Annotated in this window: 3 protein-coding genes; all 3 read left to right on the top strand. The window is 70.9% G+C overall.

Annotated elements, in window-relative coordinates; translation table 11 throughout:
- Positions 1-2 precede the first annotated feature (2 nt).
- From ABIE65_RS15805 to ABIE65_RS15795, 3 genes are read left to right on the top strand one after another with little or no spacing between them, the layout of a single operon-like run.
- The gene (locus tag ABIE65_RS15805) at positions 3-4121 is read left to right on the top strand and encodes a non-ribosomal peptide synthetase (protein ID WP_354079165.1); all 4119 of its coding nucleotides are present in this window, start codon (positions 3-5) and stop codon (positions 4119-4121) included.
- A 23-nt stretch (positions 4122-4144) separates the two neighbouring features.
- Complete coding sequence (locus ABIE65_RS15800) at positions 4145-10939, top strand: non-ribosomal peptide synthetase (protein ID WP_354078954.1); 6795 nt, start codon at positions 4145-4147, stop codon at positions 10937-10939.
- Positions 10936-15570 (top strand): non-ribosomal peptide synthetase, encoded by a 4635-nt coding sequence (locus tag ABIE65_RS15795; protein ID WP_354078953.1) that lies wholly within the window; start codon positions 10936-10938, stop codon positions 15568-15570. Before ABIE65_RS15800 ends, ABIE65_RS15795 begins: the two co-directional genes overlap by 4 nt.
- Positions 15571-15578: the final 8 nt, after the last annotated feature.

Below are 15578 nucleotides of genomic sequence, written 5' to 3'. Positions count from 1 at the left end.
GGATGCGCGAGCTCATCCAGGAACTCGCCGGGCGCGGCGTGCGCCTCGGCGTCGAGCAGGGGCAGCTGCGCGTGCGGGCGCCGAAGGGCGTCGTCGACGATGCGCTGCGTACGCGTCTCGCGTCGCACAAGGCGGAGCTGATCGCGTGGCTCGAACGGGACGCCGCCGGCGAGGACCGGCTGCCCACGGTCGTGCCGGACCCAGCCCGCCGGCACGAGCCGTTCCCGCTGACAGACATCCAGCAGGCCTACTGGGTCGGCAGCAGCGGCGGCCTCGAGGATGGCGGCGGCTACCACTACTACCTGGAGTTCGACTGCGCCGACCTCGATCTCGTGCGCCTGAACGCCGCCTGGCAGGCGCTGATCGACCGGCACGAGATGCTCCGCGCCGTCGTCCTACCGGACGGGCGGCAGCAGATCCTAGCCGAAACGCCTTCCTACCGCTTCGCCGTCCACGAATTGGAAGGCCATGCCGATCCCGAGACGGCGGTGGCGGCGATCCGTGCGCGGCTCTCGCATATGGAGCGGCCGCTCGACCGCTGGCCACTCTTCCAGATCGAGGTGAGCCGGCTCGCCGGGGGCCGCCAGCGCCTGCATGTCAGCCTCGGCCTGATCGTGCTCGATAGCGGCAGCATGATGATCCTGTTCGACGAATGGCAGCGTCTCTACCGAACACCCGATCTCCGCCTGCCGCCGTTGCCGACCTCGTTCCGCGACTATGTGACCGCCGAGGCCAGACTCGCGGACACGCCGATCTACCGCCGCGCCGAGGGCTATTGGCGGCAACGCCTCGACTGGCTTCCGCCGGCGCCAGACCTGCCGACGGCGCGGGGCACGGGCAGCGGTCGTTTCGTTCGCCTCACCGGCGGCCTCGATGCGCCGGCCTGGGCTGCGTTGAAGCAGCGGGCCGGTCGATTCGGCGTCACGCCGTCCGCCGTGCTGCTGACGGCCTTCTCCGAGGTCGTCGCGACCTGGAGCGCCGACCCGCGCTTCACGCTCAACCTGACGCTGTTCAACCGCCTGCCGATGGGCGAGGGGATATCCGGCGTCGTCGGGGACTTCACCTCGGTGACGCTGCTGGCGGTCGACTTCGGCGCGCGGCGGGCCTTTGCCGAACACGCGGCGGCCGTAAACCGCCAGCTGCGCGACGACCTCGATCACCGTGCCTATTCGGGCGTCAGGGTCCTGCGCGAATGGGCGGGGCGGCTCGGCAGTACGGGCAGGCCGCTGGCGCCCGTCGTCTTCAGCAGCACCCTGGTGCTCGATACCAATCCCGATTTCAGCCTGCACCGGCTGTTCGGTGGGTCGCTCTGCCACGCCATCAGCCAGACGCCGCAATGCCACCTCGACCATCAGCTCATGGAGGACGAGGGGCAGCTGGTCTTCCACTGGGACGTGCTCGACGGCTTCTATCCCGACGGCATGGTCGATGCCATGTTCGCCGCCTACGGTGCACTGCTCGCCCGCCTCGCGGTGGACGAGACGGCCTTCACCGAGGTGCGCACCCTGGCTCTGCCCGCCGAGCAGGCGGCCCGCCGCGAAGCGGCGAACACGACCGCCGCCGCCGTTCCCGAGGACACGCTGGTCGACCTTTTCACCGCACAGACGCGCCGGCGGCCGGATGCACCCGCGGTCGTGGCGGGCGACGTCCGTCTCTCCTATGGCGAACTGGACCGCCGCGCCCGGCAGGTCGCGTCGCTGTTGCGCCGGCAAGGGGTCGCACGCGAGGAATGCGTCGCCGTCGTCATGGACAAGGGATGGGAGCAGGTCGTCGGCGTACTCGGCATCCTGATGGCCGGTGCCGCCTATCTTCCCGTCGACATCGCACAGCCCACGGCGCGTCGGGCGCATCTCCTGCAGGAGGGCGAAGTTCGCGTCGCGCTGACGCAGCCCGGGCACCGCGCGGCGCTGGAGGCCGATCATCCCGCCGTTCGCTGGATCGCGATCGAGCCACGCTCGGACGCCGTCGACCCGCCGCCTCCATCGCCGTCGTCGCCCGGCGACCTCGCCTACGTCCTCTACACATCGGGTTCGACCGGGCGACCCAAGGGCGTGATGGTCGAGCAGCGCAGCGTGGTGAACCGGATGACCGACGTCGTCCGGCGTTTCGGCCTCGGCCCCGGCGACAGGGCGATCGCCCTCACGGCGCTGCATCACGACCTGTCCGTGTTCGACATCTTCGGCATGCTCTGCTGTGCCGGGGGCACGCTGGTCTTCCCCGACGCGGCCGGACTTCGCGAGCCGGCGCACTGGCAGTCGCTGATGGCCCGCGAGGGCGTGACGGTCTGGAACACGGTGCCGGCCTTCATGGGCATGCTGGTCGACCATCTGGAGGCAAATCCCGGCACGCGGCTGCCGCTACGCTGGTGCATCCTCTCCGGCGATTTCATCCCCGTGCCGCTGCCCGACCGGATGCGTGCCGTGATGCCCGGACTGGAGGTGGTCGCGGCGGGCGGCCCGACCGAGACGACGGTCTGGGACATCTGCCATCCCCTCGGCAGCGTCGACACGTCCCGGCCCAGCATCCCCTATGGCCGCCCGATGACGAACGCGCGCTACCACATCCTGAAGGACAATCTCGACGCCTGCCCCGACTGGACGCCGGGCGAACTCTTCATCGGCGGCGTCGGGCTGGCGCGCGGCTACTGGCGCGACCCGGAGACGACGGCGGCGAAGTTCATTGAGCACCCGGTGACGGGCGAGCGTCTCTACCGCTCCGGCGACATGGGTCGGTGGCTGCCCGACGGCACCATCGAGATCCTGGCGCGACGCGACTTCCAGGTGAAGATCCAGGGCCAGCGGATCGAACTCAGCGAGATCGAAGCGGCGCTCGAAGGTCTGCCGCAGGTCGAACGCGCGGTGGTCACCCTCGGCGGCGAGGACGGCCGGCGCACCCTCGTGGCGCATGTCGTGCCGAGCGGCGGCGGCATCCCTGCGTCGCAGCCGGCCGCTGCCGCCGACGCGATGGAGTTCAAGCTGCGCCAGCCGGGCGTGCGCCGCCCCGCGCCCGGCGATCGGCTCCTGCCGCTCCCGTCCGCCGAGACGGATGCCGCAGGGATCATGGCGCGGCAGAGTCACCGGCGTTTCACCGGCGAGGCCGTGCCGGCGGAAGCGCTGTCCGTGCTGCTGGCAGGCCTTCGCCAGAACAGTGTCGACGGCGCGGCCCTGCCGAAATATGCCTACCCCTCGCCGGGCAGCCTCTATCCGGTGCAGGCCTACCTTCACGTCCGACCGGGCGGCGTGGCCGGGGTCGATGCCGGTTTCCACTATTATCACCCGCAGCAGCATGCGCTGGTCCGGGTCGGCGACGATGTGGGGGACCTCTATTCCGGGCCGAACGCCCCGCTGTTCGCGGCCTGTGCCTTCACCATCATGCTGGTCGGCAACCTGGATGCGGTCGAGCCGCTCTATCCCGGCGCGGGCCGCGACTTCTGCCTGATCGAGGCGGGGCATATCGGACAGCTGCTGATGCAGCGGGCGGCCGACGGCACCATCGGCCTCTGCGGCGTGGGCATGGGCGTCGACGAAGCACGCCTGCGTGCCGCCTGCGGCCTCGGCGACAGGCATCTGCTCGCCTACGCCATGGTCGGCGGCGGGATCGAGGCGGCCTGGAAGACGCGCTGGATGAGCCATGCGGCGCCTGCGGCCGCGGTGGCGTGGCACGAACCGCTCCGCCGGGCGCTGGCCGACGTGCTTCCTGCTCACATGGTGCCGTCAGTCTATGTCCGCCTGACCGAACTGCCGCTGACGGCGAACGGCAAGGTCGACCGCCGCCGGCTGGCCGAACCACCCGTGCAGGCGCCGGAAGCCAACGCGCCGCCGGCGACCGAGGCCGAGGCGAGGTTGGCCGCGCTGCTGGCCGAGATCCTGGGTGCCGGCCCGCTCGACGTGCAGACGCAGTTCTTCGAACTCGGCGCGAATTCGCTGACGCTCGTGCAGTTCCGCAACCGTATCCGGCAGGAATGGGGACGGACGGTGCCGATGGCCGACCTGTTCGCCCAGGGCACGATCCGTCGCCTGGCACACCTGATCGACGGCAGGCCGGATGCGGCAGTGACGAGCCTGCGCGAAGCGACGGCGGGCGCACGACGGCGGATCCTGGAGGCGGCGGGTACCGGATGATCAAGGCTGGCGCAGGACGCGCGATGCAACCGACCGCAGGCGACACGCGCAACTGGATTGCCGTCGTCGGCATGAGCGGGCGCTTTCCGGGCGCGCGCGACATCGACCAGTTCTGGGACAATCTGGTCCAGGGACGGGACTCCATATCGCGCCTGGAGCGGGCCGACCTCGTCCGTGCCGGGGTCGACGCCGGCCTGATCGACAGGCCGGATTACGTCCCCGCGTCGCCGGTGCTCGACGACATCGACCAGTTCGACGCGGCCTTTTTCGGCATCAGTCCCCGCGAGGCGAAGGAGCTGACGCCGGCGATGCGGCTCTTCCTGGAATGCTGCTGGGAGGCGTTCGAGGACGCCGGTCATGTGCCGGGAACGGCAGCCGGACCTGTCGGCGTCTTCGCCGGTGCCAACATGAGCAACTACTGGCGCCTGAAGGCCGGCACGCTGGAGCCGACGCTCGAGGAGATCCTCGGCAACGACAAGGACTATCTGGCAACCCACGTCGCCTACAAGCTCGACCTCAGGGGCCCTGCCGTCGGCGTGCAGACTGCCTGCTCGACGTCCCTCGTCGCCATCCACCTGGCGGCGCAGGCGCTGATCGGGAACCAGTGCGACATGGCGCTGGCCGGCGGCGCCGCGGTCCGCATCCCGCACGAGACCGGATATCTGCGCGAAGAGGGCAGCATCCTGTCGCCCGACGGCCGGTGCCGGCCATTCGACGCCGCCGAGAGCGGTCCCGTCTTCGGCAGCGGCGTCGGCGTCGTCCTGCTGAAGCGGTTCGACCGGGCACTCGCCGACGGAGATCGCATCCGCGCCGTGATCCGCGGCTCGGCGGTCAACAATGACGGTGCCGGCAAAGTCGGCTTCGCCGCCCCCAGCGTCGATGGTCAGGCCGCCGTGGTCGCATTGGCGCAGGCGCTGGCCGACACGCCGGCGCGGACGATCTCCTATGTCGAGGCGCACGGCACCGGTACCCGTCTGGGCGACCCGATCGAGATCGCCGCACTCGACCGCGCCTTCGGACTGGATACGCAGGACCGCGGCTTCTGCGCGATCGGCTCCGCCAAGGGCAATGTCGGGCATTTGGAGACGGCGGCCGGCGTCGCCGGATTTATCAAGACGGTGCTCGCCCTGGAGCATCGCGAGATACCGCTGAGCCTCCACTTCGAGCGCCCCAACTCCGAAATCGATTTCACGCGGACGCCGTTCTTCGTCAATACCGCCCGCCGGGCCTGGGCCGGCGATGCGCCGCGGCGCGCGGGCGTCAGTTCGTTCGGCATGGGCGGCACCAACGCGCATTTGGTGCTCGAGGAGGCACCGCCGCAGCCGCGCGCCGATGCGGAGGAACGCGCGCAGCTCATTGTCCTGTCGGCCCGGACGCCCTCGGCGCTGGCGCGCGCCGGCCGCAACCTGGCGGCGCATCTGCGCACGCACCCCGAGGAGCGGCTCGCCGACATCGCCTTCACGCTGGGCGCCGGCCGGGCGCGGTTCCGCTTCCGCCGCGCGCTGGTCGTCGGCTCGGTCCGCGAACTGGCCGAACGGCTGGCGCTGCCGATTTCTGCTGACGGTGCGGCCCGCGACCGGGGGCAACCTGCGGAGGCGACCCGAGCGGCCGCCGACCTGTCGGTCGATCTGGCGAACGCTGCGGGGGGTGCGGATGCCGCTTCCGCCCGGCAAGCCCTCCTCGAACGGCTCGCCGATCTCTGGCGCGCCGGTGCGGACATCGACTGGAAGACGGTCGTCGCGGACCCCGACGTCCGCCGGACACGCTTGCCGACCTATCCGTTCGAGCGCCAGCGCTTCTGGGTGGATGAGGGGACGCGGGCCGTCCGGTCCCAGGAGGCGCCCGCGGAACAGGAGGCTCCGAAGCCTGCACGGGCCCCGGCACCGGCGGTCGTCGATGCCGCAGGCATTCGGGACAGCCTGTGCGCGATCGTCGGCAAGGCGCTCCACCTGCCGCCGGCGCAGATCGACCCGCAACTGCCGTTCATGGAGTTCGGTGCCGACTCGCTGGTCCTCATCGAATCGGTCCAGGCGATCCAGCGGGCCTATGGCGTCCAGCTCGCCGTGCGCGACGTCTTCGAGACGCTGACCACCGTCGCGGCGTTGGCCGCGCACATCGAGGGCGAACTGCGCGCCGGCCGCGCGGCCGCGCCGCAGGCCGAAGCAGCGCCCATACGTGCGCCCGCCCTCGTCCCCCCGCCGGCGGCACCCGCCGCCCCCGCGCTGCCGGGCCGGATCGCGGCACCACGCTGGGGGATCGCCGACACGAAGGGCGAGACGCTCGATCCGCGCCAGCAGGGCCATCTCGACGCATTGATAGCGCGATACACGGCAAAGACCGCGGGATCCAAGCGGATCGCCGCGGAGAACCGCGCGACGCTCGCCGACGTGCGCGCGACGGCCGGCTTCAAGCTGTTCATCAAGGAGATGCTCTACCCGATCGTCGTCGAACGTAGCCGCGACGGCCATGTCGTCGACGTCGACGGCAACGACTATGTCGACGTGACGATGGGCTTCGGCGTGCATCTGTTCGGGCACAAGCCGGCCTTCCTGACGGCGGCCCTCGCCGACCAGTTGGAGCGCGACGTGCCGCTGGGCCCGGAGAACCGCGACAGCGGCGTCGTCGCGCGCCTGATGACCGAGATGGCCGGGGTCGAACGCGTCGCCTTCTTCAACACCGGCACCGAGGCGGTGATGACCGCGCTGCGCCTGGTGCGCGCCAGGTCGAAGCGCGACAGGATCGTGCTCTTCAAAGGCTCCTATCACGGCCATGCCGACCTGACCCTGGCGATTGGCCTGGGCAACGGGCAGGTGGCGCCGCTGTCGGGGGGCGTTCCGGCCGACACGCTGCGCCATCTCGTCATCCTCGACTATGGCGACCCGGAGGCGCTGCGGACGATCGAGGCCTTGGCGGACGACCTCGCCGCCGTGGTCGTCGAGCCGGTGCAAAGCCGCTATCCGGACCGCCAGCCGGCCGATTTCCTGCGCGAACTGCGGCGGATCACCGAACAGCGCGGCGTCGCGCTGATGTTCGACGAGATGATCACCGGGTTCCGCATCGGCCCGGGCGGCGCCCAGGCTTGGTTCGGCGTGCAGGCCGACATCGTCACCTACGGCAAGATCGTCGGCGGCGGCATGCCGGTGGGCGTGATCGGCGGCAAGGCCGTCTGGCTCGACTGTCTCGACGGCGGCCAGTGGCGCTACGGCGACGCCTCGTTCCCGGCCAGCGAGACGATCTTCTATGCCGGCACCTTCAACAAGAACCCGTGGACCATGGCGGCCGCGCGCGCGACCCTGGAGGAGATACGGCGCCTCGGTCCGGCGCTCTACACCCGGCTGAACCGTGCCACGGCTTATCTCGCCACCACGCTCAACGCCTTCTTCGCGGCCGAAGGCATCCCGATGGAGGTGGTGCACTTCGCCTCGCTGTTCCGCTTCGTGGCGCGCGGGCGCGTGGATCTGTTCTTCTTCCACATGATCGAGCGCGGCATCTATGTCTGGGAGGGCCGCAACTGCTTTCTGTCGCATGCGCACAGCGACGCCGACATCGAGGCGATCATCGATGCCGCGAAGGCGAGCGTCCTCGCCATGCGCGACGCCGGCCTCCTGGACGCGGTCGCGGTGGCGCGGCTGCGTCACCCGCTGACCGAGGCGCAGCGCCAGCTCCTGCTGCTGGGCGAGGTCGCCGAGGACGGGCTGCTCGCCTATAACATCCACCTGACGACGGCGGTATCCGGCGAGGTGGATGCGGATGCGCTCGAACTCGCGCTGAATGGCCTCGTCCGACGCCACGAGGCGCTGCGCACGATATTTCCGTCCGGCGCCGACCATCAGGAAGTGCTCCCCGCCCTCTGGCTGGCGCTGCACCGTCGCGATCTCGGCGGCGAACCCGACCCCGCGGCCGCCTTCGCCGCCTGGTTCGAGGCCGAGAACCACCACCGGTTCGATCTCGCAGAGGGGCCGCCCCTGCGCGCCCACCTGCTGCGCCTCGGCGCCGGCGATTTCCGGATCGTCCTGACAATCGCGCACATCGTCGGCGACGGCATCACGCTGAACATCCTGCTCGAGGAGCTGACCGCCCTTTACGGCCAGGAGCGGACCGGGCGGCTGGCCGCGCTGCCGCCGCCCGTGCCGTTCGGCGCGTACGCGGCCTGGCAGTCGGCGCAGATGGCAAGCGCGGCGTTCCGGTCGCACGAGCGCTACTGGCTCGAACGGCTCGTCGCGCCGCTGCCGCAACTGGATCTGCCGCTCGACCATCCCCGTCCCGCGGCCAAGCGCCACGCGGCTGCGGTGGCCGAGATCCGTCTGGACGCCGACGTCGGAACGCGGTTGCGGCGCTATGCGCGCGAGCGTCAGGCGACCGTCTTCGCCACCTGTCTCGCCGCCTTTCTCCTGCTGCTGCACCGGATCGGCGGCGAGGAGGAGCTGCTCGTCGGCGTCCCCACGGGTGGCAGGGGCATGGAGGGCGGCGACCGCGTGGTCGGCTACTGCACGCATTTGCTGCCGATCCGCAGCCGTCTCGCCGGCGAGCCGAGCTTCCGGGCGCATCTCGACAGGGTGAAGTCGACGCTGCTCGATGCGTTCGAGCATCAGGACTACCCGTTCGCGGCGCTGCTGACGAAGCTCGACCTGCCGCGCGACCCCAGCCGCCCGCCGCTCCTGTCGGCGACCTTCAACATGGACCGGCCGCCCCCGGTGCCGAGCCTCGGCGGCGCGGCCATGACGATGCTGCCGCCGCCCGTCCGCTTCGCCAGCTACGAACTCGCCTTCAACGTTACCGACCTCGGCGGCGAACTCGTGCTGGAGTGCCGCTACCACACGTCGCTCTTCGCGCCGGAGCGGATGGACCTCATGCTTCGCCAGTACGAGGCGCTGCTCCGGCAGGTCGCCGACGGCGGCGACCCGTGCGTCTTCGACTTCGACCTCGGCGATGTACCGGGTGGGCCGGCACTGCCCGACCCGTCGCTCGCCTTGCCGCAGCCCGCCTACGCGCTGCCCGTCGACCTGATGCTGCGCCATGCCGACGCCGCGCCCGAGCGGCCGGCGATCGTCGACGGCGCCGGCACCCTGTCGTACGGCGATCTCGCCCGGCAGTCGCAGGCGTTCGCCCGCCTGCTGGTCGCGCGCGGCGCTGCACCCGGCGACCGCGTGGCGGTGGCGGGACCGCGCGATGCGCGCCTGGTGGCGGCGTTCTGCGGCATCTGGCGTGCCGGTGCAGCCTTCGTCGCGCTCGACCCGAACCTTCCCGCGGCGCGGCGCAGCGCCATCGTCGCGCTCAGCGGTGCGCGTTTCCTGCTGGACCTGGGTGAGGCGCCGGCAGAGCCGGTCGCGGACGGGGTGACCGTCCTGCGCGTCGGCCGGCTCGGCGACCTCCCGGCGGGCGACGAAACCGTGCCGCTGCCCGCCGTCTCGCCCGAGGATGCGGCCTGCGTGTTCTTCACCTCCGGCACGACCGGCGTGCCGAAAGGCATCGTGACCCTGCACAAGGGCATCGCGCATTTCGTCGCCTGGCAGCGCGACCGGTTCGGCATCGGCGCCGACGACCGGGTGGCGCAACTGACGGGCGTCGCGTTCGACGCCGTGCTGCGCGACATCTTCCTGCCGCTGTCGGCCGGCGGGACGCTGCACATCCCGACGGCGGAGGTCATCGACGAGGCCGAGCGGCTGATCGACTGGATCTGCCGCGAACGCGTCACCGTCCTGCACACCGTGCCGTCCCGAGCCGCGAGCTGGCTGGCGGCGGCGACCCGCCGGAGCGACTGTTCCCTGCGCCACGTCTTCTTCTCGGGCGAGCCGCTCACCCCCGGCCTCGTCGATCGCTGGCGCGCGGTGTTCGGCGAGGCGGCGCTGCTCGTGAACCTCTACGGCAGCACCGAGACGACGATGACGAAATGCTATCGCGTCGTGGCGCGGGACGACGTGGCGGGGGAGCCGCTGGGTGCCGTGCTGCCGATGAGCGACACCCAGGCCCTGGTCATGCGCGGCGACTGGCGCTGCGGCGTCGGCGAGCCCGGCGAGATCGTCATCCGCACGCCGTTTCGGACCGCCGGCTACGTCGACGGTGGCAAATCGGCGGCCTTCGCCGCGAACCCCTATCTGCCCGGCGACCTGCTCTATCGCAGCGGCGACCGTGGCCGCTATCGCCCCGACGGGTCGGTCGAGGTGGAAGGCCGCCTCGACGATCAGGTGAAAATCCGCGGCGTCCGCGTCCAGCCGGCCGAGGTGAAGGTGGTCATCGATGCCCACCCGGCGGTCGTCAGCAGCGCGGTCGTCGCCCGCACCGTGAGCGGGGATCAGGAACTGATCGCCTATGTCGTCGCCGCGGGACACGCGATGCCCGACGCGAGCGACCTGCCCGAACGGCTCCGGCAGCATCTCGTGGAAAACCTGCCGCTCGGCTTGGTGCCGCGCGCGATCGTCGTGCTCCCCCGTCTGCCGCTGCTGCCGACGGGCAAGGTCGACAGGGCCGCACTTCCCGAACCCGAGGCGGCAGCGGCCTGCGCGCCGGTGCCGCCGCGCGACGGCACGGATGCCCTGCTGCTCGCGGCCTGGGCGGACGTGCTGCCGGTGGCGCCGCGGGGCGTGCGCGACAATTTCTTCGAACTGGGCGGCAACTCGCTCAGTGCGACGCGCATCGTCTCGCGCGTCCGAAGCGAGACCGGGGTGGAACTGCCGCTCAAGGCCCTGTTCGAGTGCCCGACCGTCGAGACTCTCGCCGACCGTGTCGCCCTGCTGCGCATGGCTGCGGCGATGCTGGAGCCGGCCCCTGCCGACGAACGGGCGAATGCCGACGACTGGGCGCTGGCGGAAACCCTATGAGGACGATCGACCAGCTCGTCGCCGCCCTGAACGGCGCCGGCGTGCGCTTCCGCCTGGAGGACGGCACGCTGCGCTATCTCGGCCCGCCGGACCTTCCGGCGGCGTTGCGCGCCGAGATGGTGGCGCGCAAGGACGAGATCCGCGCGCTGCTCGCGGGCGTTCCGGCCGAGGCCGAGCCTGCCATCCGCCCGGTGCCGCGCACCGGCCCGCTGCCGCTCTCGTTCGCACAGCAGCGCCTGTGGTTTCTCGACCAGTGGCAGCCGGGCAATCCGATCTACAACGAGCCCGCCGCCGTACGGATCGAAGGTGCGCTCGACGAGGCGGTCCTTTCCGGCGCGCTGCGCGAGATCGTCCGCCGCCATGAAATCTTCCGCACCGTGTACGAGGCCATCGATGGCGAGCCGCGGCAGGTGGTCCGGGAGGACTGGCGTCTCGAACTCCAGCTCGTCGACCTTTGCGGCCAGGGCCGGGAAGACCGGGACGCCGCCCTGGTCGCCGAGGCACGCCGCCCGTTCGATCTGAGCCGCGACATCATGCTGCGTGCCGTCCTGTTCCGGACGGGCGACGACGAGCATCTGCTCTCGCTGGTGATGCACCACATCGCCTGCGACGGCTGGTCGGCCGGCGTACTCGTGCGCGAGCTGGTGGCGCTCTACACGGCCTTCCGCGAGAAGCGTTCGTCGCCGCTGCCGCCGCTGCCGATCCAGTATGCCGACTTCGCCTCCTGGCAGCGTGCGCCGGAGCAGGCGTCGAGACTGGCGCGGGACCTCGATTTCTGGCGCGATCACCTTTCCGGGGCGCCGACGCGCACGGACCTGCCGACCGACTTTCCGCGTCCGGCCCACGAAACCTTCAACGGCGCCCGCCACGACTTTCGGATCGACCCCGAGACGACCGCGCAGGCGGGCGCGCTCGCACGCCGGCACGGCGCATCGCTGTTCATGGTGCTGCGCGCCGCGTTCGACGTCCTGATGTACCGCTACAGCGGACAGTCCGACATCGTCGTCGGCACCGCCATCGCCAATCGGGACCGCGCCGAACTGGAGCCGCTGGCCGGCTTTTTCGTGAACACGCTGGCGCTGCGGAGCGACCTGTCGGGGGAGCCGTCCTTCGCGGTGCTCGTCGAGCGCGTCAAGGCCGCGGCCCAGGCGGCCTATGCGCACCAGTCCCTGCCGTTCGAGCGGCTGGTGGAGGTGCTGTCGCCGCAGCGCGATTTGAGCCACGCGCCGCTCTTCCAGGTGATGTTCACGCTCCAGAACGCGCCGGAGACGGTGCTGGAACTGCCGGGGCTGCGCATCGCCGCGGTGGATGTCCCGCGCGACACCGCGAAGTTCGATCTCATCCTGTTCATGCGCGAGCGCGACGGCGGGCTGGCCGGAACGTGGGAGTACAACACCGACCTCTTCCTGCCGGCGACCGTCGCCCGCATGGCGCGGCACTTCGCGAACCTGCTGAAGGCCGCCCTCGCGTCTCCCGATACAGCAATCGGCCGCCTCGCCATGCTCAATGACGCCGAGCGCCGGCATCTCGTCGAGGGGTGGAACGGTACGGCGATGAACTATCCGCGCGACGCTTCCATTCCCGCACTGTTCGCGCGCCGCGCCGCGGCGGCGCCGGATGCGCCGGCGGTCGAAGGTCCGGACGGCCGCCTCGACTATCGCGACCTCGACCGGGCGTCGAATCGTCTGGCGCATCGGCTGCTCGCGGCCGGCGTCTCCGTGGGCGAGCCGGTGGGGCTGGCGCTCGACCGGTCCGCGGCGTTCGTCGCAGGCGCGCTCGGCATCCTCAAGGCCGGGGCGGCCTATCTGCCGCTCGATCCAACCTATCCGCGCGAGCGGCGCGACTTCATGGTGGCCGACGCGGGCTTGCGGCTGCTGGTCACCGATGCCGCCGGGGCGAAGGCCTTCGCCTCTTTCGCCGGCACCATCGTGCGGCTCGACGATCCGGACGGGTCGCTCGCCGCGCAGCCGGCGCACGATCCCGACGTCGCCGTCCATGCCGTGTCGCCGGCCTACGTCATGTACACGTCCGGGTCGACCGGTTGGCCGAAAGGGGTGGTGGTGCCGCACCGGGCGGTGGTTCGTCTCGTCTCCGACACCGACTATGTCGACTTTCCGGCGATGCGCAGGATCGCCCACGCATCCAACGTCGCCTTCGACGCGGCGACCTTCGAGATCTGGGGCGCGCTGCTCCATGGCGCCGAGATCGTCGTGATCGCCAAGGACACGCTGCTCTCGCCGGAAGCGCTCGCGCGCGACCTGCGCGAGAAGCGGGTCGACGCGATGTTCCTGACGCCTGCGGTCTTCCGGCAGGTCGCCGCCGCACGTCCGGACGCCTTCGCCGGATTGAGCCATCTGCTCGTCGGCGGCGATGCCATGCCGGTCGACGCGGCACGCCGGGTTCTGCTGTCCGGCGCGGCGCCGCGTGCGATGGCCAATGTCTACGGCCCGACCGAAACCGTGACCTTCGCCTGCTGGCATCCGGTGGCGTCTGTGCCGCAGGGGGCCGTGGCTGTGCCGATCGGCCGGCCGATCGCCAACACGACCCTGCATGTCCTCGACGCCGCGATGCAGCCGGTGCCGGTCGGCGTCTACGGCGAACTCCATATCGGCGGCGACGCCGTCGCGCTGGGCTACCTCAACCGTCCGGAACTGACGGCCGAGCGTTTCGTCGGCAATCCGTTCGGCGAAGGCCGCCTCTACCGCACCGGCGACCGCGTACGGCGCCTGCCCGACGGCAACATCGTCTTCGGCGGCCGGTACGATCAGCAAATCAAGCTCCGCGGCTACCGTGTGGAACCGGGCGAGATCGAGACGGTCCTGCGCAGCCATCCGCGTGTCCGGGACGCGATCGTCCTGCCGCGCGACGCGGCCGCTGGCGATCCGCGCCTCGTCGCCTACGTCGTCGCGGCGGAAGCCGACGCCGCCGCGCGCACCGATCAGGTCGCGCAGTGGCAAGCGCTGTTCGACACGACCTATCGCGGCGAGGTCGCGACCCGCACTGCGGCCCCGGTGGAACAGGGCGATCCGGCGCGGAACTTCACCGGCTGGGAGAGCAGCTACACCGGCGAACCCATCCCGCTGACCGAGATGGAGGAGTGGCTGGAGCGCACGCTCGACGAGATCGAGGCGCTGCGGCCGCGCCGGATCCTGGAGATCGGTTGCGGCACGGGGCTGCTGCTGGCGCGGCTGGCGCCGGGGCGGGACACGTACCACGCAACCGATTTCTCCCAGGGCGCGCTCGACGGTATCGAGGCGCTGCGACGGCTCAGGCCCGACCTCGACCATGTCGTCCTCGCCCGTGCGTCGGCCGACGAGGCGCCACCGGCCGTTGCCGGCGGCTACGACCTGATCGTCCTCAATTCCGTCGTGCAGTATTTCCCGAGCATCGCCTATCTCGGCCGTGTGCTCACCCTGGCCGCTGAACGGCTGGCACCGGGCGGCCGGATCTATGTGGGCGACGTCCGGAATCTCGATCTGCAGGAGGCGTTTCACGCATCGGTCGAAGGACGCCGTGCGGCAGGCCGCGGCACCATCGGCGAACTGCGCCGTCGGATCCGCGAGGCGGTGACGGACGAGGAGGAACTGCTCGTCGCACCGGACTTCTTCCGGGACATCGCGCGTTTCGTGCCCGGTCTCTCCTGCGAAAGGGTCTCTCCGAAGCGCGGCATCCATCGCAACGAACTGACGCGGTTCCGCTATCAAGCGGTGCTGCGCCGAGCCGATGCGTCGCGCTCGGCCGATGAGGTGCTGCCGGAGTGGCTCTCATGGCGGGATATCCCGGAGGGTCTTCACGGTGTGGCGCGCCTGCTGGACCATGCCCGGCCTGCGGTTCTGGCGATCGCGGCCATCCCGAACGCGCGCCTCGGATACGAGAACGCCCTGCTGGCGGCGCTCGGTGCCGCCTCGGATCCGGACGCGATCGTCGCACTCGACGAGGGCGACGACACAGGCGCTGATCCCGAGGCGCTGCATGGGCTCGCCCACCGCTTCGGCTATGGCGTTGCCGTCACCTTCTCCGATATCGCCGAAGCCGGGGCCTTCGACGCGGTGTTCCAGCGGGAGACACCCGCGGCCGTGGCCTGGAGCGGCAGGCCGCGCGGGCGCGCGGGCACGCTGCCCGACATCGACACCTACGCGAACGACCCGCTCCTCGGCAGGCAGAGCCGCCAACTCACGCCGGAACTCCGCGCCTTCATGCAGGAGCGCCTTCCGGACTACATGCTGCCGGCGGCCTATGTCTTCCTCGCCCGTTGGCCGATCAGCCCGAACGGCAAGGTCGACCGCAAGGCGCTCCCGGATCCCAATTGGCAGCGATCGGCCGCCAGTCGCTTCGTGGCGCCAGCGCCCGGGATCGAGCGCCGCATCGCTGAGATCTGGCAGGCCGTTCTCGGGCTCGACCGTATCGGTGCCACGGAGAATTTCTTCGAGATCGGCGGACACTCGCTGCTCGCGACGCAGATCGTCTCCCGCCTGCGTGCGGCGTTCGGCCTAGAGGTCGGGCTGCGGGCCTTCTTCGAGAACCCGACCATTGCCGAACAGTCCCGGTATCTCGATCGGGCCGGTGTCGGCGCTGCGTCGGCCCCGCAGGACCCTGTCCGGGACACGATGCAGGAGGAATTCGTGATCTGACGGTCGCC

This window comes from Constrictibacter sp. MBR-5 (assembly GCF_040549485.1).
Lineage (GTDB): Bacteria > Pseudomonadota > Alphaproteobacteria > JAJUGE01 > JAJUGE01 > Constrictibacter.
Note: the sequence above shows the minus strand (reverse complement) of the source record. Positions and strands in the feature narration are given on the sequence as shown.

Excerpts from the sequence above, each read along its gene's own strand:
- ABIE65_RS15805 (WP_354079165.1), top strand. The coding sequence starts at position 3 with ATGCGCGAGCTCATCCAGGAACTCGCCGGGCGCGGCGTGCGCCTCGGC.
- ABIE65_RS15800 (WP_354078954.1), top strand. The coding sequence starts at position 4,145 with ATGCAACCGACCGCAGGCGACACGCGCAACTGGATTGCCGTCGTCGGC.
- ABIE65_RS15795 (WP_354078953.1), top strand. The coding sequence starts at position 10,936 with ATGAGGACGATCGACCAGCTCGTCGCCGCCCTGAACGGCGCCGGCGTG.